Genomic DNA, 20,154 nt, shown 5'->3' on the forward strand with positions numbered 1-20,154 from the left:
GTGGAGGGGAAGGCGCTGGCCCTGTGCGCGAGCGCAGGGTGAAACCGGCCCCTGTGAAGCAGGAATTCAACAGCAAGGCGAGCTTTAAGTAGTATCAGGCAGCTTTGCGTAAGTTTGAAAGAACGGTGTTAACAGGTCAGCGCAACGAGTCGCCGAAGCGGTCGAAACGCGGCATCCAGTTGCCCTGGTAGTCGGCCGACACCAGGATGCGCTCGGCGCGCCCGATCAGCAGGTGGCGCGGCACGAAGCCGATGTAGCGCGAGTCGGCGCTGTTGTCGCGGCTGTCGCCCAGCATCAGGTAGGAGTCCGGCGGCACGGTCACCGGGCCGAAGTCGCGCGGCACGGCGCGGCGCGGCATGATCTGGATGCGGTGGCTGCGGCCATCGACCACCTCGAGGAAGCGCTGGGCCTCGGTTACGCCCTCGGCCGCCATCTCCTGCGCCGTCTCCTGCGGCGTGTAGTCGGACGGCACGCCATTGATGCTGAGGCGCTCGTTGCGCATCTCGACGCGGTCGCCCGGCAGCGCCAGCACGCGCTTGATCAGGCGGGTGCCGTCCGCCGGCGAGGTGAAGGTGACGACGTCGCCGCGCCGCGGCTCGCCGGTGCGCGCCACCACCACGTCGGTCAGCGGCAGCTTCACGTTGTAGGCCAGGCGGTTAACGAACACCACGTCCCCTTCCAGCAGGTTGGGCCGCATGGAGCTCGACGGAATCGGGTTCCAATCCGCCACCGCGGTGCGGAACACGCCGAACAGCAGCAGGAAGGCCAGAAATCCCTTGTTGGCGCGCAGGAATGATCTCATCGTCGCAAGCTCCTCTTGTTATGATGAGAACGTTATACGCGGCCAGGCTTTAACGATGCTTAAATAGTAATCATGCCGGGCGTGTAACGGGCTTGTCATATTCGTTCACTACACTGCCTGCGCCGACACTATCGACGCAGACCCATGGATATGAAAAACAAGGCTATCGAGACCGAGGCCAAGCACCTTCCCGAAGGCGGGGCCTTCCTGAATCGCGAGCTGTCGCTGCTCGAGTTCAACCGGCGGGTGCTGGCGCAGGCCGAGGACCCCTCCATTCCGCTGCTCGAGCGCCTGCGCTTTCTCACCATCGTGTCCGGCAACCTCGACGAATTCTTCGAGGTGCGCGTGGCCAGCCTGCTGGCCCAGCACCAGATGGAGGCCGGCCACAACGGCATCCCGCACGCGCTGCACCACACCCTGGAGCGCGCCAGCACCGAGTGCCGCAGCCTGATCGACCGCCAATATAAACTGTTCAACGGGGAGATCCTGCCGCTGCTGTCGGAGAACGGCATCCACATGCTGCGACGGAGCGAACGCAACGCCGCCCAGAAGGCGTGGGTGAAGCAGTACTTCGACAAGGAAGTGCGGCCCCTGCTCACGCCGATCGGCCTGGACCCGGCCCACCCCTTCCCGCGGGTGGTCAACAAGAGCCTGAACTTCATCATCGAACTGGCGGGCAAGGACGCCTTCGGGCGCGGCACCGGGATCGCCATCATGAAGGCGCCGCGCGTGCTGCCGCGCGTGATCCGGCTGCCGGACGAGCTGTCGGACAAGAAGGGCGCCTCCTACTGCCTGCTGTCCTCGGTGATCCAGGCCCACATGGCCGACCTGTTCACGGGGCGCGAAGTGGTCTCCTACTCGCAGTTCCGCGTCACCCGCAACAGCGACCTGTGGGTCGACGAGGACGAAGTCAAGAACCTGCGCCAGGCGCTGCAGAGCGAACTGCATGCGCGCAACTACGGCTTCGCGGTGCGCCTCGAAGTGGGCCACGCCTGCCCGCCGCATCTGTCAAGCTTTTTGCTCGAGCAGTTCGAGATCGACCGCTCGCGCCTGTTCGCGGTGGACGGTCCGGTCAACCTGGGCCGCATGCTGGAGATCGTCAACGTCCACGACAAGTCGGAGCTGAAGTTCACGCCGTTCACGCCGGGCTTCCCGGCCAAGCTGACCGGCCCGGACATCTTCGCCACCTTGCGCAAGCAAGACGTCCTGCTGCACCATCCCTTCGAATCGTTCCAGCCGGTGATCGACTTCATCCAGCAAGCCGCCGCCGACCCCTGCGTGGCCGCGATCAAGCAGACCATCTACCGCGCCGGCATGAATTCGGACCTGATGGAAGCGCTGATCGCCGCCGCGCGGCGCGGCAAGGAAGTCACCGTCATCGTCGAGCTGATGGCGCGCTTCGACGAGGAAGCCAACATCAACTGGGCCGAGCGCCTCGAGCAGGCCGGCGCCCAGGTCGTGTACGGCGTGGTGGGCCTGAAGACCCACGCCAAGCTGGCGCTGGTGCTGCGCCGCGAGGAGAACGGCCTGCGCCGCTACGCCCACCTGGGCACCGGCAACTACAACTCGACCACGGCCAAGTTCTACACCGACTTCGGCCTGCTCACCTGCGACGACGCCATCACGGCGGACGTCAACGAGGTCTTCATCCACCTCACCAGCCTGACCCGCCCCAAGCAGATCGACTGCCTGTGGCTGGCGCCGTTCTCGCTGCAGAAGGAGATCGTGCGCGCGATCCGCGAGGAGGCCGCGATCGCGAAGGCGGGACGTCCGGCGCGCATCATCGCGAAGATGAATTCGCTGACCGACGATTCGGTCATCAAGGCGCTCTACGAAGCCTCGGAAGCGGGCGTGCGGATCGACCTGATCGTGCGCGGCGCCTGCTCGCTGCGGCCCGGCGTGGCGGGGATGTCGGAGAACATCAAGGTGCGCTCGATCGTCGGGCGCTTCCTGGAACACTCGCGCATCTACTACTTCCGCAACGACCTGAAACACGACATCTACCTGTCGAGCGCCGACTGGATGAACCGCAACCTGTTCCGCCGCGTCGAAGTGGCATTCCCGATCCGTGCGGCGGCTCTGAAGCGCCGCGTGCTGCGCGAAGGCTTGCATCCCTACCTGAAGGACAACGTCAACGCCTGGGAATTGGGCAGCGACGGCCACTACCGGCGCAAGAAAACCCGCGGCGGCCAGAAGGCCCTCAGCGCCCAACAACACCTGATGGAAACGCTCGGCGCGAGCGTCCATCCGCACAAGGAGAACGAGCATGGACCTGATCCTGTGGCGCCACGCCGAGGCTGAGCCGCACGTCGCCGAGGGTGACGACGCCGGCGACCTGAAACGCGCGCTCACGCCCAAGGGCAAGCGCCACGCCGCGCGCGTCGGCGCCTGGCTGCACCGCCAGCTGCCGGACGACGTGCGGGTGCTGAGCAGCCCGGCCAAGCGCTGCGTACAGACGGTCGAAGCGCTTGGCCGCAACTACAAGCTGGTCGAAGCGCTGGCGCCGGATTCGTCGGCGGAAGCGATCCTAGATGCCTGCGGCTGGCCGAATCACCGGCAGCCGGTGCTGGTCGTGGGGCACCAGCCGCTGCTGGGCGAGATCGCGTCGCTGGTGCTGGCGGGCAGCAAGATGGACTGGCGGATCCGCAAGGCGGGGGTGTTCTGGATCAGCCAGAAAGCAGGCAGCGACAAGGACGAGGGCAGCGCGCCCTACGTCAAACTGGTCGTCGGTCCCGACTTCGTCGGGCAACTCAGGTAGGGTGGACCGCTCTGCCGTCCGCGCGTTCAACTACGAGCTGAATTGACGCGCATCGTCCATTCTTGCGCTGGCTGAACGCGCGGACGGGGAACCCGTCCACCCTACGATTCCCTGGCCTGGAACGCGATGCCGATCTCGCTCCAGCTTTCCTCTTCCTTCACCAGCCACGGGCTCAGTGTCGGGTGCCTGGCCAGCACCTCGCGCGGCAGATCGAGCTCGATGCGCGTCGCCTTCATGCGCACCCGCAAGCCGCCCACGTCCTCGTCCGCGCGCGCATGCATGAACACCACCGCCATGCGCAGCGCCAGCACCGCCTTGGCCAGGTCGAGTTCGTAGAGCGCCTCGCGCACCTTGCGCAGGTTGCCCTTCTGGCCCAGCACCAGGGCGCCCATCATGCGCTGCTCGCGTGTGGTGAAGCCCGGCAGGTCGGCGTGTTCGACGATGTAGGCGCCATGCTTGTGGGCCCCGGTCATCGAGATCGCCAGGCCGACTTCGTGCAGCATCGCGCTCCAGCACAGATAGGGGTGGCGCGAATCCTCGGGCTCGAGCTTTTCGTACACCTTCGAGGCGATGCGCGCGGTGCGCATCGCGCGCTGGCCGTCGACGCCGAAGCGGCGCATGCAGGCGCGGATGGCGGCGTCGCGGCGGTCGCGGCTATTGGCGCGCAGCTCGAGGTCGGACAGCACGCCCAGGCGCAGGCCGGCGTTGATCGCGGTGAGGCGCTCGATGCCGAGTTCCTGCATCACGCCGATCAACACCGACAGGCCGCCGACCATCACCGGCACCCGTTCCTTCTTGATGCCCGGGAGACTGAACGCGTCGACGTGGCCCAGGGCGAAGAGGATGTCGCGCAGCGCACGCAGGCTGGCCTGCGACATCGATCCGTCGCCGATGCCGTTCTTCGCGATCACCTCGGCGATGGCGCGCATGGTGCCGGACGAGCCGTAGGCAGCGTCCCAGCCCTGCGCCTTGTACAGCCCCGCCGCATCCTCGAAACGCGCGCGCGCCTCGGTCACGGCGGCGTCGAACCGGCGCGCGGTGATGCGGCCGTCGGCGAAGAAGGCGGCGGTCTGCGGATGGGTGCCGATGCCGAAGGATTCGACCAGGTTGATGTCCGGACCGATGGCCGCGATGACTTCGGTCGAGCCGCCGCCGATGTCGACCACGATGCGGCGTTCGTCCGGCTTGTCGATGGCGCGCGCCACGCCCATGTAGATCAGGCGCCCTTCTTCTTCGCCCGAGATGACTTCGACGGGGTGGCCGATCGCGGCTTCCAGCTGAGGCAGCAACTGGTCGGCGTTGCGCGCCACGCGCAGGGTGTTGGTGGCAACCACGCGCACGGCGTCGAGCGTGTATTCGTCGAGGATGGCGCGGAAGTCGTGCAGGGTGCGCACCGCCGTGCGCATCGCGGCCTCGGTCAGGTAGTTGTCCTTGTCGAGCCCCGCGGCCAGGCGGATCGGATCGCGTGCGGTGCGCACGATGTGCATGCGGCCGCCCGCCGGCTCGCCGATGTGAAGCCGGAAGCTGTTGGACCCGAGGTCCACTGCTGCAAACATACGCGCCTTCTCGTGATGGTATCGTTCGCTCGCAGTATACAGCTGGCGCGCCCCTTTGTCAGGGGCGCGCGGACCTTATTGCCTGCGCGGCGCGCGGCGCAGGCCGTACCAGATTCCGGCCAGCACCGGGGCGCCCAGCGTCACGGCGGAGACCAGGTCCCAGCCGCCGTCGCCGAGCAGCGCGGCGATCAGGCCGATGGTGGTGAGGATGCCCAGCAGGATGGGCGCGGCCCAGATTTGCGACGGTGTGCGGATCATGACGCCTCCCTCGACGTCGCCAGCGCCGGCTTGTGCGCGGCGCCCTGCTTTTGCCTGGCCGGTTTCGCCGCGCGGTTGCGCTTGAGCCAGAGATACAGGCCGGAGCCGAGGATGATGATGGTGCCGATGTCGAGCAGCGCCCACAGGAGCTTCATCGGCTGGCCGCCGTAGTCGCCGAAGTGCAGCGGCTGCGACAGCAGCAGCGCGGTCAGGTACCAGGGCAGTTCGCGCTGGTCGGTGATGGCGCCGGTCGCGGCGTCGATCAGCACCGGCTTGTACAGGCGCGAGCTGAATGCTTCGTCGCCGCGCATGAAGACGCCGTAGTGGTGGGGGCTCGAGAACGGGGTGCCGGGGAAGGCCACGAAGCCGACCTTCATGCCCGGTTCCGCGTTTTCGGCGCGCACGATGGCGTCGTGCAGCGACGACATCTTCCGGACCGTCGGCTGGCCCTCGTAGGGCTTGAGCATCACCGCCAGTTCGTTCACCTGCCAGTACTTGAGCAGCAGGTCGGCCCAGGTGTTGACCATGCCGGTCGCCCCGACCACGAACACCCAGACCAGGGTCACGATGCCGAGCAGGTTATGCAGGTCGAGCCACTTGATGACCTTGCTGCGCTCGTGGCGCACGGCGCCGAAGTCGAGCTTGCGCATGAAGGGCGCGTACAGCACCGCGCCGCTCACCACGGCCACGATCAGCAGCAGGCCCATGAAGCCGAGGAAGAGTTTGCCGGGCAGGCCCGCGAACAGGTCCACGTGCAGGCGGAACATGGTCGACATGAAGACCCCGCCCTCGAAGGCCGGCTCGGTGATCACCTTCGTCGTGCGCGCATCGACCGCGATCGGCTTGTAGTGCTCGTCGTTCGGGTGGTCGCCCAGGGTCACGTTCCAGATCGCCGGCTCGTCGATTTCCATCGAGATGTACATCGGGATCTTGGTCGGATACAGCGCCTGGGCCGAGGCCAGCACCGCGTCGATGTTGCCGCGCGGCGGATTGGCGCCCATCGACGCCGGCAGCGCCGGCGCCTCGACCTCGTTGCCGAGCAGGTGGCCGATTTCATGGTGGTAGATCAGCGGCAGGCCGGTCAGGCACAGCAGCAGCATGAAGACGGTGCAGACCAGGCTGCTCCATTTATGGATCCAGCTCCAGAGGCGCAGTTTCGATGGGGACATGAGAGATGAGAAGGCTTGGGTCAGCGAATAATAATGGTTCTCATTTACAGAGGCAAGCCAAAAGAGATAGAATAACAATCATTCTCAATAAGAAAACAGAGTTCCGCTGATGAAACTGCTCCGCCTCACCCCGATCGCCCTCGCCGCCGCGGCCTTCGCCGCCCATGCCCAGGACGCCTCCACCACCACCGAACCCGTGGCCACCGTCGTGGTGAGCGCCTCCGCCGACGCCTCGGCCCAGGGCCTGCCCGCCGAGTACGCCGGCGGCCAGGTCGCGCGCGGCGGCCGCCTCGGCCTGCTGGGCAACGTCGACATCATGGACACGCCGTTCAACACCATGAACTTCACCCACGCCCTGATCCAGGACCAGCAGGCGCGCAGCGTGGCCGACGTGGTGCAGAACGATCCCTCGGTGCGCGTGGCGCGCGGCTTCGGCAACTACCAGGAGCTGTACGTGATCCGCGGCTTCGCGGTGAACTCGGACGACCTCGCCTACAACGGCCTGTACGGCCTGCTGCCGCGCCAGTTCGTGGCCTCGGAACTGCTCGAGCGCGTCGAAGTGCTGCGCGGCGCCAACAGCTTCGTCAACGGCGCGGCGCCGGGCGGCGGCGGCATCGGCGGCGCCATCAACCTGCTGCCCAAGCGCGCGCCGAATTCGCCGCTGACCCAGGTCACCGCGGGCGTCGAGACCGGCGGCCAGGGTTACGTGGCGACCGACATCGCGCGCCGCTTCGGCCCCGAAGGGCGCCTCGGCGTGCGCGTGAACGCGGTGCGCCGCGACGGCGACACCGCGGTCGACGGCGAAGGCCGCGAACTGAGCGTGTATTCGGTCGGCGTCGACTACCGCGGCCAGGGCTACCGCGTCTCGGCCGACGTCGGCCACCAGGACCACAAGCTGTTCGATGCCCGCCCCAGCGTGAACCTGGGCGTCGGCGTGCCGATGATCGCGGCCCCCGACAGCGACCGCAACTTCGCCCAGCCCTGGACGTATTCCGGCGAGCGCGACACCTTCGGCACCCTGCGCGCGGAGGTCGATCTGCCGGGCGGCGCCGTGGCATGGGCCGCGATGGGCATGCGCACTTCCTACGAAATGAACATCGTCGCCACCCCGACGGTCACCGCCGCCAACGGCGACACCAGCGCCTACCGCTTCGACAACGCGCGTGAAGACGACGTGCGCACCGGCGAGATCGGCGTGCGCGGCGAATTCAGGACCGGCGCCTTGTCGCACAAGCTGAGCGCCACCGCATCAAGCTTCCACCTCGAATCGGACAACGCGTACGCGATCAGCGACTTCGCCGGCTTCGCCTCGAACCTCTACCGTCCGCGCGATGCCGCGGCGCCGAACCCGAACTTCTTCGTGGGCGGCGACATGAACGACCCGCGCCTGACCATCAAGAGCATCCTGCAGAGCTTCGCCGTGGCCGACACCATCGGCCTGCTGGACGACCGCCTCCTGGTGACGGTGGGCGCGCGCCACCAGACCATCAAGGACTTCGGCTACGACTACGGCACCGCCAGGCCGAACGCCGGCTACGAGAAAAGCGAAGTCACGCCGGTGGCGGGCATCGTGTTCAAGCCGGTCCAGGGCGTGTCGGTCTATGCCAACTACAGCGAAGCCCTGCAGAAGGGCCCGGTCGCATCGGGCACCGACATCGTCAACGTCGGCGAAATCTTTGCGCCCTACGTCTCGCGCCAGCGCGAACTGGGCGTGAAATACGACGGCGGCAAGCTCGGATTGAGTGCGGCCGTGTTCAGCACCGCGCAACCGAGCGCCTACGTCGAGAACCGCCGCTTCGGCGTGTACGGCGAGCAGCGCAACCGCGGCCTCGAGCTGACCGTGTACGGCTCGCCGCAGCGCGGCCTGCGCCTGCTGGGCGGCCTGACCCTGCTCGACGCCGAGCAGCGCGAGACCGCCGGCGGCGTCAACGAGGGCAAGGATGCGATCGGCGTGCCGGGCACGCAGCTGAACCTGGGCGCGGAATGGGACGTGCCGGGCGTGAACGGCCTGTCGCTGAATGCGCGCGCCCTGCACACCTCGAAGCAGTACGCCGACGCCGCCAACACCCAGCAACTGCCCTCGTGGTCGCGTCTGGACATCGGCGCCGCCTACGCCACCCGCTTCATGGACCGCGGCCTGACCCTGCGCGCCCGCATCGACAACGTCACCGACAAGGCCTACTGGGCCTCGGCCGGCGGCTATCCGGGCTCGGGCTACCTGGTCCTGGGCGCGCCGCGCAGCGTGGTGGTGTCGGCGACGGTCGACTTCTGATCAGGCGGGTGCAGCGTCACGCTGCGCTTCGCCCAAATTGACGCTACACAAATACAAACGGGGGTTCCCGCTTGAGCGGAAACCCCCGTTTCGTCATGCTGCTTCCTTAGAAGCGCACTTTAACGAAAGCCGACGGGCCCTTGAGCTTGAGGTCCAGGTCCGCCGTGCGTTCGCCATTGCGGTGCAGGTCGATCTTCTGGATACCGTAGTCCACCACCAGGGCGACGTTCGGCAAGGCCATCCACTCGACGCCGGCAGAGGCGTTGTACACGTGTCCCTCGACGGTGCCGCCGTTCTTCTTGACGCCGCCGGCCTCGGCGAACAGGCGCACTTTCTCGTTGAGCGAATGGCGCAGCGCCAGCTCGACGGTCGGGGCCCAGACGCTGTCCTTGGCCTCGCCCGAACCGCTCCAGCTGTAGTTCTCGACCGGGTTGGTCGCGCTCACGTTGGCGGTCGCCGAACCGGAAATCCTGGCGCGCAGGTAGGCCGCGCCCAGGCCGACGCCGAAGGTGGTCTTCTCCTTGCCGAACCAGTATTTGTACGCCAGGCGCGCCATCTCCAGGCGCAGGTTGGCCCTGGCGTCGATGGTGCCGCTCACCGGGCGGCCTTCGTAGACCGTCGCGCCGCTCGGGTTGGCCGAGTAATCCTCGTCGAAGCGGAAATAGTCGAAGGACAGGCCGTGGCTGTCGCCGAACAGCAGCTCGGCTTTCACACGCGGCAGGGTGACGTCGTCGATCTTCTCGTCCGGCGTATCGACGCGGCCGTACTGGGTATCGCCGCCCAGGTGGATCTTCGGCTCGGCGCGGAAGGCGCCGGCCGAGATGCTCATGCGGTCGAGGGCCGGCGATTGCTGGGCCTGGGCGGTGCCGGTGACGGCGGCGAGCAGGATGGCGCCGGTCAGGGCGGCCACGGCGAATGGTTTGGTACGTGCTGCGGACGAACGTGAAACAGGGCGGGACATGAAAGCTCCAATCAAAAGTGTTATTCATAAATGCCCGCCAGACCATGTCTAAACGGACAACACTTCGATTATCGCAGTTGTCATAATATTATCGCGCACGATTGATGACCTTGCGGTCAGTAGACCGTGCTTAGTGCGGTCGCACGTCCTGTTTCAGCGCCGCCAGCGCCATCTTCTCGACCAGGCGCGGGGCCAGCAGCTTCAGGAAGCGCCCTATCTTCCCCTTTGCCGTCATCACCACTTCGCGCTTGCGCCCGTCCATGCCGGCAATGATCAGGCGTGCGCATTCCTCGACGCTCATCGCGCCCTCTTCCTTCAGGGCGCTCGAACCCATCTCGCCGCCTTGCGCATTGAAGCCGCGGTAACGGATGCGCGTCGCCACCACGCCGGGATAGGCGGTGGTGACGCTCACGCCGTGGCCTTTCATTTCGGCGCGCAGCGCTTCGAAGAAGCCGGTCATGGCGAACTTGGTGGCGCTGTAGGCGGTGCGCCCCGGTACGCCGACCAGGCCGGCCAGCGAGGACACGGCGACGATCCGGCCCCCGCTGGCCTTCAGGGCCGGCAGCGCGGCCTGGGTGCACCACACGCTGCCCCACAGGTTCACGCGCATCAGCTCTTCGTACCAAGATAGGTCTTCGACTTCCTCGAACAGCGCATGCGCAGAGCGGCCCGCGTTGTTGACCAGGACGTCGATGCGGCCGAAGCGCTCGAGCGCGGTGATTACCAGGCGCCGGCACTGGATCTGGATGCCGACGTCGGTCGGCACGCACAGGGTCTGGGCGCCGAGGGCGGCGCATTCGCCGGCGACCGCATCCAGCTGCGCCGCGTTGCGCGCGGCCAGCACCAGGTTCACGCTGCAGCCCTCCTTCGCCGCCAGCTGGCGCGCGATCTCGGCGCCGATGCCGCTTGATGCGCCGGTGATCACTACCACGCGCGCGCTCATTACTGTGCTCATTTCTGTGACTTCACGATCTGCAGCGCGCTGGCGATCACGCTGCCCATGTCGCCCATGTTGGCCGGAATGATCAGCGAATTGTTGGTCTTCGCCAGCTTTTCGAAGGCGTCGACGTAGTGCTCGGCCACGCGCAGGGACACCGCGTCCATGCCGCCCGGCTCGCGGATCGCGGCGCCGACCTGGCGCAGCGCGGCGGCGCTGGCGTCGGCCAGCGCGACGATGGCGCTCGCTTCGCCCTGGGCGCGGTTGATCGCGGCCTGGCGTTCGCCTTCCGAACGCAGTGTCGCCGCCTCGCGCTCGCCGCTGGCGATGTTGATCTGCTCCTGGCGCCGGCCTTCGGACGCCGCGATCAGTGCGCGCTTCTCGCGCTCGGCGGTGATCTGGCGCTGCATCGCGTGCAGGATCTCGGCCGGCGGGGTCAGGTCCTTGATCTCGTAGCGCAGCACCTTCACGCCCCAGTTGGCGGCCGACTCGTCGATTGCGTTGACGATGGTGGTGTTGATGTGGTCGCGCTCTTCGAAGGTCTTGTCCAGCTCCATCTTGCCGATCACCGAACGCAGGGTGGTCTGGGCCAGCTGGGTGATGGCCTGGATGTAGTTGGACGAGCCGTAGGAGGCGCGCATGGCGTCGGTCACCTGGAAGTACAGGATGCCGTCGACCTGCAGCTGCGTGTTGTCCTTGGTGATGCAGACCTGCGGCGGCACGTCGAGCGGGATCTCCTTCAGGCTGTGCTTGTAGGCGATGCGGTCGATGAAGGGCACCACGATGTTCAGGCCCGGCGCCAGCACGGCGTGGAACTTGCCGAGCCGTTCGACGACCCAGGCGTGCTGCTGGGGGACCACGTTGATGGTCTTGAAGATGAAGACCAGGGCGATGACGAAGAAGACCAGGGCAAAGGTGCCGAAGGAGAATTCCATTAGTGTCCCTTATAGATGAGTAGTTATTATTGGATAATCTTATGAATTGGCGACGATCAGGCGGCTGCCCAGCACCTCGACGATGCGGAAGTCGCCCGCCTCGGGCTGGGCCCCCGGGCCGAGTTCGACGTCCCATAACGCGCCGCGGTACATGACTCTTGCGCGGCCACCCTGCCAGGCATCGACCACGACCCGCTGGCCGATGTCGAGGTTGACGTTGCTGTCACGCGTGGCTTCCATCCGCGCCGGGCGGCCGAAGCGGCTGCGGTGCAGGATGGCGGTGGCGACCAGGCCCACGCTGGCGGCGGCGAAGGTCTGCAGCGGACCGCTCAGGCCCAGCCAGGCGGCGAGCGCGCCGAAGGCCAGGCCGATCGCGATCATCAGGAGGTAGAAGGTGCCGGTGAAGAGCTCGGCCACCACGAGGATGCCGGCCGCCACCAGCCAGCTCGTCAAGTCGGTCATCGTTGTGTCTCCTTTGTCGTGGTTTGAAAAAGTAAAAAACCCCCGCGGCCTGCAGCAGGCGGCGAGGGTTCGATGATGTGGGTGCGTTTGCTTATCCTGGGCTTCCGGGCGATGCGTTGTCCATGTCAGTGTAGCAGGTATGGGCGGGAATGGAAGGGCAAGGCCGCGCTTTATCGCCGCCGCATGGCCTGCCGGCGCATGAAAAACCCCGCGACCCGATGCGGGGGGCGGGGTTTGCTCACGTGGCCTGCGACGGCGTCAGCCGGCGGCCAGCTTGTTCCAGGTGTCGATCACCGAGTCCGGATTGAGCGACATCGATTCGATGCCCTCGCCCACCAGCCACTGCGCGAAGTCCGGATTGTCCGACGGCCCCTGGCCGCAGATGCCGATGTACTTGCCCTTCGCGCGGCACGCCTTGATGGCCAGCGACAGCATGGCTTTCACGGCCGGGTCGCGCTCGTCGAAGTCCTTGGCCAGCAGCTCCATACCGGAGTCGCGGTCCAGGCCCAGGGTCAGCTGGGTCAGGTCGTTGGAGCCGATCGAGAAGCCGTCGAAGTGCTCCAGGAACTGCTCGGCCAGGATGGCGTTGGACGGCACCTCGCACATCATGATGACGCGCAGGCCGCCTTCACCTCCACCTTCGCCGCGCTTCAGGCCGTATTTGGCCAGCAGGCCGATCACCTTCTCGGCCTGGCCCAGGGTGCGCACGAACGGGATCATGATCTCGACGTTGGTCAGGCCCATCTCTTCGCGCACGCGCTTCATGGCCATGCATTCCATCTCGAAGGCTTCGGCGAAGTCCTCGGCCAGGTAGCGCGCGGCGCCGCGGAAGCCCAGCATCGGGTTCTCTTCGTCCGGCTCGTAGCGCGAACCGCCGATCAGCTTCTTGTACTCGTTCGACTTGAAGTCGGACAGGCGCACGATCACCGGCTTCGGCCAGAAGGCGGCGGCGATCGTCGCCACGCCCTCGGCCAGCTTGTCGACGTAGAAGGCGCGCGGCGAAGCGTGGCCTCGAGCGACCGACTCCACCGCCTTCTTCAGGTCGGCGTCGATGTTCGGGTACTCGAGGATGGCCTTCGGGTGCACGCCGATGTTGTTGTTAATGATGAACTCGAGGCGCGCCAGGCCGACGCCGCCGTTCGGCACCGACTGGAAGTCGAAGGCCAGCTGCGGGTTGCCGACGTTGAGCATGATCTTGGTCGGGATCGGCGGCAGTTCGCCACGCGAAACTTCCGTCACCTCGGTTTCCAGCAGGCCGTCGTAGATGCGGCCCTCGTCGCCTTCGGCGCAGGAGACGGTCACGAAGGTGCCGTCCTTCAGGGTCTCGGTCGCGTCGCCGCAGCCGACCACCGCCGGCACGCCCAGCTCGCGCGCGATGATCGCCGCGTGGCAGGTGCGCCCGCCGCGGTTGGTGACGATGGCCGATGCGCGCTTCATGACCGGTTCCCAGTTCGGGTCGGTCATGTCCGCCACCAGCACGTCGCCCGGCTGCACGCGCTCCATCTCGCTCGGGTCGTGGATCACGCGCACGGGGCCGGCGCCGATCTTCTGGCCGATCGCGCGGCCCGAGGTCAGCACGGTGCCCGAGCCCTTCAGGCTGAAGCGCTGCTGCGAATCGGTGGCCTTCTGCTGCGACTTCACGGTTTCCGGACGCGCCTGCAGGATATACAGCTTGCCGTCGCGGCCATCCTTGCCCCACTCGATGTCCATCGGGCGGCCGTAGTGGTTCTCGATGATGACGGCGTACTTGGCCAGTTCGACGATTTCCGCATCGGTGAGCGAGTAGCGGTTGCGCAGCTCGATCGGCACGTCGACGGTCTTCACCGAGCGGCCGGCCTTGGCCTCGCTGGTGAACTCCATCTTGATCAGCTTCGAGCCGATGTTGCGGCGAATGACCGGCGATTTGCCCTGCGCGAGCATCGGCTTGTGGACGTAGAACTCGTCCGGATTCACCGCGCCCTGCACCACGGTCTCGCCCAGGCCGTAGCTCGAGGTGATGAACACCACGTCCTTGAAGCCCGATTCGGTATCGATGGTGAACATCACGCCGGCGGCGCCGGTGTCCGAGCGCACCATGCGCTGCACGCCGGCCGACAGCGCGACCTCGGCGTGGGTGAAGCCTTTATGCACGCGGTAGGAGATCGCGCGGTCGTTGTAGAGCGAGGCGAAGACGTGCTTCATCGCTTCCAGCACGTTGTCGATGCCGACCACGTTCAGGAAGGTCTCCTGCTGGCCGGCGAACGATGCGTCGGGCAGGTCCTCGGCGGTGGCGGAGGAGCGCACGGCGAAGGACACCTCGGTGCTGGAGTCGGCCACCAGGCGCTCGTAGAAGTCGCGGATCTCGGCTTCGAGGCGCGGCTGGAACGGCGTGTCGACGATCCACTGGCGGATTTCGGCGCCGGCGGCGGCCAGCGAGCGGACGTCGTCGATGTCCAGGTTCTCGAGGCGCGTGGCGATGCGCTGGGCGAGCGAATTTGCCTCCCCTTGGCCGCCTTCGACCTTGTACTCGAGGAAGTCGCGGAACGCGTCGGCCGTGGTCGCGAAGCCGGTCGGCACGCGCACGCCGGCTTCGGCCAGCTGCGAGATCATCTCGCCCAGCGAGGCGTTCTTGCCGCCGACCGATTCGACGTCGCTCATGCGCAGGTTCTCGAACGAGGCGACGTAGGTACGTGACGCTTGATCAGGCTCCTTCAATGCTGCTACAGACAGGTTAGTCATGGTGATACACCCTTACTTGAGATAGAAACCTTTTGGCAGCGTGCGGGCGACGGGGTGTTCTTGTTATTCTGGCCGTCGTGCAGCACAATGCAGACCCGTTGCCGAGCATTTTAACCCGTGAGCGCGCGCCGCACACCGCACGATGCTGCAACTTTGTCACGACGACTTAGCAAGACGACACCATGACCATCGAAGCCAGCGCCCCTCCTGTCCCATCCACGCGCACCGTGTTCTTCGTCTCCGACGGCACCGGCATCACGGCCGAAACCTTCGGCCACGCGGTGCTGAGCCAGTTCGAGATGCGCTTCCGCCAGATCCGCTTGCCCTTCATCGATTCGATCGACAAGGCGCACGACGCCGCGCGCCGCATCAACGACAGCTTCGCGCGCGACGGCCAGCGGCCGATCGTGTTCTCGACGCTGGTGAAGCACGACCTGTCGAGCGTGATCCGGGCGGCGCAGGGGATGCACATGGACCTGTTCCAGACCTTCGTCGCGCCGCTGGAGCAGGAGCTGGGGGTCAAGTCGACGCACACGATCGGGCGCATCCACAATGCGGTGGACACCGAGGAATACAAGAACCGCATCGAAGCCATCAACTTCTCGCTGGCGCACGACGACGGGCAATCGCACAAGAACCTGGCCGAGGCCGACGTGATCCTGGTGGGCGTGTCGCGCTCGGGCAAGACGCCGACCAGCCTGTACCTGGCGATGCAGTACGGGCTGAAGGCGGCGAACTATCCGCTGATTCCGGACGACTTCGAACGCGGCAAGCTACCCTCTTCGCTGCCGCCGTTCAAATCGAAGCTGTTCGGCCTGACCATCACGCCGGAGCGCCTGTCCCAGATCCGGAACGAACGCCGCGCCGGCAGCAAGTATGCGTCGATCGAGAATTGCCGCTATGAGGTGAACGAGGCGGAAGCGATGATGAAGCGCGAAGGCGTGCGCTGGCTGTCCTCGACCACCAAATCGATCGAAGAAATCGCCACCACCATCCTGCAAGAAATCAAACCCGACCGCCGCGAATACTAATGGGGTCAGAGTCGAATTATTCGGAAACTTTCAAACATTTCCCATAATTCGACTCCGACCCTCATTTGCGCTGACGTGCTGCGTAGCGAACCTAATTGGGGTCAGAGTCGAATTGTTTGATAACTTTGTTAAATTTCCGAACAATTCAACTCTGACCCTCATTGATTTTTTGCTGCGGATTACGAAATTCGTTTTAGCTCAGCAATTAATTTCACTGAACAATTGAGCAAAGTAATTTTCGATAACCGAGCGAAAATCTGACCGCAATATCCATGAGGGTCAGAGTCCAATTGTCGAGCAATTCTGGAAAATTGCTCAATAATTTGACTCTGACCCTGATTAAGTTTCTGGACAATTAATTCTCAGCAATTAGGGTCGGAGTCGAATTATGGGGAAATTCTGAGAAATTGCTCAGTAATTCGACTCTGACCCCAATTAGAAGAAGTGGCGCCAGTCTTCGAGCCAGTTGGGGAAGGCGGCGGCTTCCATGGGGTTGGCGATGTGGTAGCCCTGGGCGTAGGTGCAGCCGAGGTTCTGGAGGAAGTCCCAGTCCTGGCGGGTTTCGACGCCCACGGCGACGGACATGCGCTCGAGGCTGTGGGCCAGGCCGAGGCAGGAGCGCAGGACGGTGCCCAGCGGGCGGCGCTTGGAAGCGCCGTCGACGAAGCTGCGGTCGATCTTCAGTTCGGTGAAGGGGATGCGGGCCAGCAGTTGCAGGTTGGAGCGGCCGGTGCCGTAGTCGTCGATGGCGAGGCCGAAGCCCATCATGCGCAGGCGCACCAGGCGTTCGATGAAGTTCGGGTCGGTGTTCAGCACCGAGGACTCCGGCATCTCGAAGGTCAGGTATTCGGGCAGGATGCCGTGGCGCTGGACGCAGGCGCTGATCTGGCGCAGAAACGCGGCGTTGGCCAGGGTTTCGGGGGCCAGGTTGAGCGAGATCGGCACCGGGATGCCCTGGTCCTGGAACCAGCGGCAGCGCTCGGCGGACAGCTCGATCATGCTCCAGTCGAGGAAGTCGACCCGGTTGTTCTCTTGCAGCGCGTCGATGAAGGAGGCGGGGCCGAGCACGCCGTGTTCGGGGTGGCGCCAGCGGGCGAAGGCTTCCAGGCCTTTCACTTGACCAGTGGCGAGTTCGATCTTGGGCTGGAAGAAGGGCTCGAACTGGCGCTTCTGCAGGCCGACGCCGATGTCCGGGAAGCCGAAGCGCGGCGCCGCCGGACGCTCGTCGACGCGCGCCAGCGGGGTGTAGTTGTCGAGCAGGGGTTTGAGCTTGACGGCGCTGACCGGCTTGGCGATGGTGCCGAGCAGGTCGACGCCGACGGCCTGGGCCAGGGTCTCGACCGAGAACAGCAGGTTGGCCGGCTGGGCGCCGGTGACGATCAGGCGCAGGCCCTCGTGCGCGCCGTTCAGGTGACGCAGCAGTTCCAGGCCGTCCATGCCGGGCAGCGCCAGGTCGACGATGGCGATGTCGATCTTCGGGCCGACGCCGGCGTCGAGGCGCTGCAGCGCCAGGTGGCCGTCGGGGACGTCCGTGACCCGGCTTGCGCCCAACTGGCCGAGCAGCTCCACCAGCGCTCGGCGCTGGGCCGCGTCGGCTTCCGCCACCAGGAAATGCAAATGCGCGATGTCCATCTCTACTCCACTTCTGCCAGGCCCTAGATTACCCTGCGCCCGGCCCGTCGTCTATCGTGCGCTCTGCTGGCGCAACTGTTCGAAAAAGCACACCGCGGCGCAGGCGGCGACGTTCAGCGACTCCACCTTGCCGGCATGCGGCACCGCGACCCGGTGCGTGGCCAGGTCCAGCAGCTCCTGCGACACGCCCTGCCCTTCGTGCCCCAGCACCCACGCCACCGGCTCACGCAGGTCGAGGGTGTAGAGCTGTTCGCTGGCGTAGCCGCTGGTGGCCAGCACCGGTACCCGCGCGCCCCGCACCAGTTCGGGCAATGCGACGTTCTCGAAGATGTCGAGCACGAAGTGGGCGCCCATCGCGGCGCGCAGCACCTTGGGCGACCAGCAGAACGCCGTGCCCGGGCTGCAGTAGACCTGCCTGATGCCGCTCGCCGCCGCGCTGCGCAGGATCGAGCCGACGTTGCCGGGGTCCTGCACGCCGTCCAGCAGCACGGCCGATTCAGTCAAGCCCGCCGGTTTCGACGGCGTGAGCGACTCGACGATGAACACGATATTCACGCCGTTCTCGACCTGGCTGACGGCGCCGAACAGCGCGTCCGGCAGCGCCGTCACAGGCGCATGCAGCCCTTCGCACTCGGCCACGATGGCCGCGACTTCCGGGTTGGCCAACGCGCCCTCCGACACCACGCAGTGCAGCGGCGCGCCGCGCAGGTCGAGCCAGGAGCGGCACAGGTGCACGCCGTCGAGCAGGCTCCTGCCCGCCTTGCGGCGCGCCTGCGAGCTGGTGGCGAGCGCTTTCAGCTCCTTGTAGAACGCGTTGTCGCGCGAGGTGATGCTCTTCATGCCGCGAACATGTCGACTTGCAGCAGTTCGCGCACCGGGCCGAAGGAGCGGCGATGCACCGGCGACGGGCCGTGCTCGCGCAGGCGCGCCAGGTGCAGCGCGGTGCCGTAGCCCTTGTGCTGGTCGAAGCAGTACTGCGGATACTGGACGTGCAGCTGCACCAGCGCGGCGTCGCGCGCGGTCTTGGCCAGGATCGAGGCGGCCGAGATGGCGTGCACCTTGTCGTCGCCTTCGACCACCGCGTGCGCCCTGACGCCCATCGGCGGGCAACGGTTGCCGTCGATCAGGGCGATGGTCGGCAGCATCGAGAGCGCTTCCACCGCGCGGCGCATCGCCAGCATGGTCGCGTGCAGGATGTTCAGGGTGTCGATCTCTTCGCAGGAGCATTCGGCGATGGCCCAGGCCAGCGCGTGCTCCCTGATCTGCGGCGCCAGTTCGTCGCGGCGCGCCTCGGTCAGCTTCTTCGAATCGCGCAGCCCCTCGATCGGCTTCTTCGGATCGAGGATGACGGCGGCGGCGAACACCGGCCCGGCCAGCGGACCACGGCCGGCCTCGTCGACGCCACAGACGATATCGAGGTCGGTGAAAGGCCGCAGCCGTGGCGGCAGGCCGGGGTAGAGGTTGAACTTCTTCCTGCTCATGTCGTTTATTTTCTCTTGCCGATCACGCGGAGCACAGCGTCCGCGCTCGCCTCCGCGCTGTTGCGCAGCAGGCTGTGATGCATGTCCGTGAAGCGCCGCGCCAGCAGCTCGCCGCCGGCGGGATCGTCCAGCTGGCGCCACACCGAATCGGCCAGCGCCTGCGGCGTGGCCGCGTGCTGCAGATACTCGGGCACGACGAATTCGCGCGCCAGGATGTTCGGCAGGCCGATCCACGGTTGGTAGCCCATGTGGCGCATGATCTGCCAGGACGCCTCCATCACCTTGTAGGCGATGGTCATCGGCTTCTTGAACAGCGCCACTTCCAGGGTCGCGGTGCCGGACGCCACCAGCACCGCGTCGGCGGCCGCGATGGCCTCGTGCGACTGGCCGTCGAGCAGGCGCACCGGCACGTCGGCCAGGCCCGCCCTTTCCACGATCTGGGCATACGCGGCGCGCTGGCGCTCGCCCGCCATCGGCGCGATGAAGACCAGCTGCGGATCGCGCTGCGCCAGCAGCTTCGCCGCCGCGACGAAGGGCTCGGCCAGGTATTTCAGCTCGCCCATCCGGCTGCCCGGCATGATGGTCACCACCCGCGCATCCGGCGCGATGCCGAGCGCCGCGCGCGCCGCCGCCACGTCGGGCGCCAGCGGAATCATCTCGGCCAGCGGGTGGCCGATATAGGTCACCGGCACCCCGGCCGCGCGGTAGATCGCTTCCTCGAAGGGGAAGATCACCAGCATGTGCGAGACCGCGCGCTTGATCTTCTTGATGCGGCCGCCGCGCCAGGCCCAGATCTGCGGGCTGACGAAGTGCACGGTCGGGATCCCGCCCGCGCGCAGTTGCTCTTCCAGCCCGAGGTTGAAGCCGGGGTAGTCGGCGCCGATGAAGGCGGCGGGCCGTTCCTTCAGCAGGCGGTCGCGCAGGGTGTTCTGGATGCCCTTGATCTCGCGGTAGCGCGGGATGATCTCGAACAGGCCGCGCACCGTGAGCGTTTCGATCGGCACGTCGGACACCATGCCCTCTTCCCGCATGCGCGCGCCGCCGATGCCATGGAAGCGCACGTTCGGCAGCTGCGGCTTGAGGCCCGCCATCAGGCGCGCGGCCAGCATGTCGCCGGACACCTCGCCGGCGACCATCGCCAGGCTCACGCCCGGAGGCGCGCCCGGGAGCGCACCCTCGAGG

The 20,154-nt window shown here is 66.4% G+C and carries 17 protein-coding genes; 4 read left to right on the top strand and 13 right to left on the bottom strand.

From position 1 onward, the window contains the following. Window positions 1-136: 136 nt before the first annotated feature. The gene (gene lepB / locus LQ564_RS24225; protein WP_231060688.1) at window positions 137-802 is read right to left on the bottom strand and encodes a signal peptidase I; all 666 of its coding nucleotides are present in this window, start codon (window positions 800-802) and stop codon (window positions 137-139) included. 144 nt (window positions 803-946) lie between these two features. Between lepB and ppk1 the strand changes: the two genes are divergently transcribed. Together ppk1 and LQ564_RS24235 are read left to right on the top strand one after the other, a co-directional pair. Then, complete coding sequence (gene ppk1 / locus LQ564_RS24230) at window positions 947-3,103, top strand: polyphosphate kinase 1 (protein ID WP_231060689.1); 2,157 nt, start codon at window positions 947-949, stop codon at window positions 3,101-3,103. Further along, window positions 3,069-3,560, top strand: a complete 492-nt coding sequence (locus LQ564_RS24235) for a SixA phosphatase family protein (RefSeq protein WP_231060690.1) — start codon at window positions 3,069-3,071, stop codon at window positions 3,558-3,560. Before ppk1 ends, LQ564_RS24235 begins: the two co-directional genes overlap by 35 nt. Before the next feature lie 101 nt (window positions 3,561-3,661). On the opposite strand, the gene LQ564_RS24240 is transcribed toward LQ564_RS24235, so the two are convergent. The 3 genes from LQ564_RS24240 to LQ564_RS24250 form a co-directional block, all read right to left on the bottom strand. Continuing rightward, window positions 3,662-5,116, bottom strand: a complete 1,455-nt coding sequence (locus LQ564_RS24240; RefSeq protein WP_231060691.1) for a Ppx/GppA phosphatase family protein — start codon at window positions 5,114-5,116, stop codon at window positions 3,662-3,664. 75 nt (window positions 5,117-5,191) lie between these two features. Beyond that, complete coding sequence (locus tag LQ564_RS24245; RefSeq protein WP_231060692.1) at window positions 5,192-5,374, bottom strand: hypothetical protein; 183 nt, start codon at window positions 5,372-5,374, stop codon at window positions 5,192-5,194. Continuing rightward, window positions 5,371-6,543, bottom strand: coding sequence for a PepSY-associated TM helix domain-containing protein (locus LQ564_RS24250; protein ID WP_231060693.1), 1,173 nt, complete (start codon window positions 6,541-6,543; stop codon window positions 5,371-5,373). Before LQ564_RS24250 ends, LQ564_RS24245 begins: the two co-directional genes overlap by 4 nt. 109 nt (window positions 6,544-6,652) lie before the next feature. On the opposite strand from LQ564_RS24250, the gene LQ564_RS24255 reads away from it, so the two are divergent. Continuing rightward, on the top strand, window positions 6,653-8,815 hold the full coding sequence (locus tag LQ564_RS24255) for a TonB-dependent receptor (protein WP_231060694.1): 2,163 nt from the start codon (window positions 6,653-6,655) through the stop codon (window positions 8,813-8,815). 106 nt (window positions 8,816-8,921) lie between these two features. Here LQ564_RS24255 and LQ564_RS24260 read toward each other — a convergent pair whose 3' ends face one another. The 5 genes from LQ564_RS24260 to ppsA form a co-directional block, all read right to left on the bottom strand. Beyond that, the gene (locus tag LQ564_RS24260) at window positions 8,922-9,776 is read right to left on the bottom strand and encodes a hypothetical protein (RefSeq protein ID WP_231060695.1); all 855 of its coding nucleotides are present in this window, start codon (window positions 9,774-9,776) and stop codon (window positions 8,922-8,924) included. Between the two features lie 130 nt (window positions 9,777-9,906). Next, window positions 9,907-10,731: an SDR family oxidoreductase gene (locus LQ564_RS24265; RefSeq protein ID WP_231060696.1), complete on the bottom strand. Its 825-nt coding sequence runs from the start codon at window positions 10,729-10,731 to the stop codon at window positions 9,907-9,909. Further along, window positions 10,728-11,648, bottom strand: a complete 921-nt coding sequence (locus tag LQ564_RS24270; protein ID WP_231060697.1) for an SPFH domain-containing protein — start codon at window positions 11,646-11,648, stop codon at window positions 10,728-10,730. The genes LQ564_RS24265 and LQ564_RS24270 overlap by 4 nt, the downstream gene beginning before the upstream one ends. A gap of 39 nt (window positions 11,649-11,687) precedes the next feature. Then, window positions 11,688-12,110, bottom strand: a complete 423-nt coding sequence (locus LQ564_RS24275; RefSeq protein WP_231060698.1) for an NfeD family protein — start codon at window positions 12,108-12,110, stop codon at window positions 11,688-11,690. Between the two features lie 258 nt (window positions 12,111-12,368). Next, window positions 12,369-14,747, bottom strand: a complete 2,379-nt coding sequence (ppsA, locus tag LQ564_RS24280; RefSeq protein ID WP_231060792.1) for a phosphoenolpyruvate synthase — start codon at window positions 14,745-14,747, stop codon at window positions 12,369-12,371. 263 nt (window positions 14,748-15,010) lie between these two features. Here ppsA and ppsR point away from each other — a divergent pair, with 263 nt between their 5' ends. Beyond that, the gene (gene ppsR / locus LQ564_RS24285; RefSeq protein ID WP_231060699.1) at window positions 15,011-15,859 is read left to right on the top strand and encodes a posphoenolpyruvate synthetase regulatory kinase/phosphorylase PpsR; all 849 of its coding nucleotides are present in this window, start codon (window positions 15,011-15,013) and stop codon (window positions 15,857-15,859) included. 435 nt (window positions 15,860-16,294) lie between these two features. Here ppsR and LQ564_RS24290 read toward each other — a convergent pair whose 3' ends face one another. From LQ564_RS24290 to lpxB, 4 genes are read right to left on the bottom strand one after another with little or no spacing between them, the layout of a single operon-like run. Further along, entirely contained in the window at window positions 16,295-17,491 is a 1,197-nt protein-coding gene (locus LQ564_RS24290; RefSeq protein WP_231060700.1) for an EAL domain-containing response regulator, read from the bottom strand. 51 nt (window positions 17,492-17,542) lie between these two features. Then, the gene (locus tag LQ564_RS24295) at window positions 17,543-18,331 is read right to left on the bottom strand and encodes a TrmH family RNA methyltransferase (protein ID WP_231060701.1); all 789 of its coding nucleotides are present in this window, start codon (window positions 18,329-18,331) and stop codon (window positions 17,543-17,545) included. Then, a complete protein-coding gene (rnhB, locus tag LQ564_RS24300) occupies window positions 18,328-18,972 on the bottom strand; it encodes a ribonuclease HII (RefSeq protein WP_231060702.1) in 645 nt (214 codons plus the stop codon). The genes LQ564_RS24295 and rnhB overlap by 4 nt, the downstream gene beginning before the upstream one ends. 5 nt (window positions 18,973-18,977) lie before the next feature. After that, on the bottom strand, window positions 18,978-20,108 hold the full coding sequence (gene lpxB / locus LQ564_RS24305) for a lipid-A-disaccharide synthase (RefSeq protein WP_231060793.1): 1,131 nt from the start codon (window positions 20,106-20,108) through the stop codon (window positions 18,978-18,980). Between the last annotated feature and the right edge of the window lie 46 nt (window positions 20,109-20,154).

This window comes from Massilia phyllostachyos (assembly GCF_021044825.1).
Lineage (GTDB): Bacteria > Pseudomonadota > Gammaproteobacteria > Burkholderiales > Burkholderiaceae_D > Telluria > Telluria phyllostachyos.

Coding starts and splice junctions, on each gene's coding strand:
- lepB (WP_231060688.1), bottom strand. CDS start 802: ATGAGATCATTCCTGCGCGCCAACAAGGGATTTCTGGCCTTCCTGCTG.
- ppk1 (WP_231060689.1), top strand. CDS start 947: ATGGATATGAAAAACAAGGCTATCGAGACCGAGGCCAAGCACCTTCCC.
- LQ564_RS24235 (WP_231060690.1), top strand. CDS start 3,069: ATGGACCTGATCCTGTGGCGCCACGCCGAGGCTGAGCCGCACGTCGCC.
- LQ564_RS24240 (WP_231060691.1), bottom strand. CDS start 5,116: ATGTTTGCAGCAGTGGACCTCGGGTCCAACAGCTTCCGGCTTCACATC.
- LQ564_RS24245 (WP_231060692.1), bottom strand. CDS start 5,374: ATGATCCGCACACCGTCGCAAATCTGGGCCGCGCCCATCCTGCTGGGC.
- LQ564_RS24250 (WP_231060693.1), bottom strand. CDS start 6,543: ATGTCCCCATCGAAACTGCGCCTCTGGAGCTGGATCCATAAATGGAGC.
- LQ564_RS24255 (WP_231060694.1), top strand. CDS start 6,653: ATGAAACTGCTCCGCCTCACCCCGATCGCCCTCGCCGCCGCGGCCTTC.
- LQ564_RS24260 (WP_231060695.1), bottom strand. CDS start 9,776: ATGTCCCGCCCTGTTTCACGTTCGTCCGCAGCACGTACCAAACCATTC.
- LQ564_RS24265 (WP_231060696.1), bottom strand. CDS start 10,731: ATGAGCACAGTAATGAGCGCGCGCGTGGTAGTGATCACCGGCGCATCA.
- LQ564_RS24270 (WP_231060697.1), bottom strand. CDS start 11,648: ATGGAATTCTCCTTCGGCACCTTTGCCCTGGTCTTCTTCGTCATCGCC.
- LQ564_RS24275 (WP_231060698.1), bottom strand. CDS start 12,110: ATGACCGACTTGACGAGCTGGCTGGTGGCGGCCGGCATCCTCGTGGTG.
- ppsA (WP_231060792.1), bottom strand. CDS start 14,747: ATGAGCGACGTCGAATCGGTCGGCGGCAAGAACGCCTCGCTGGGCGAG.
- ppsR (WP_231060699.1), top strand. CDS start 15,011: ATGACCATCGAAGCCAGCGCCCCTCCTGTCCCATCCACGCGCACCGTG.
- LQ564_RS24290 (WP_231060700.1), bottom strand. CDS start 17,491: ATGGACATCGCGCATTTGCATTTCCTGGTGGCGGAAGCCGACGCGGCC.
- LQ564_RS24295 (WP_231060701.1), bottom strand. CDS start 18,331: ATGAAGAGCATCACCTCGCGCGACAACGCGTTCTACAAGGAGCTGAAA.
- rnhB (WP_231060702.1), bottom strand. CDS start 18,972: ATGAGCAGGAAGAAGTTCAACCTCTACCCCGGCCTGCCGCCACGGCTG.
- lpxB (WP_231060793.1), bottom strand. CDS start 20,108: ATGGTCGCCGGCGAGGTGTCCGGCGACATGCTGGCCGCGCGCCTGATG.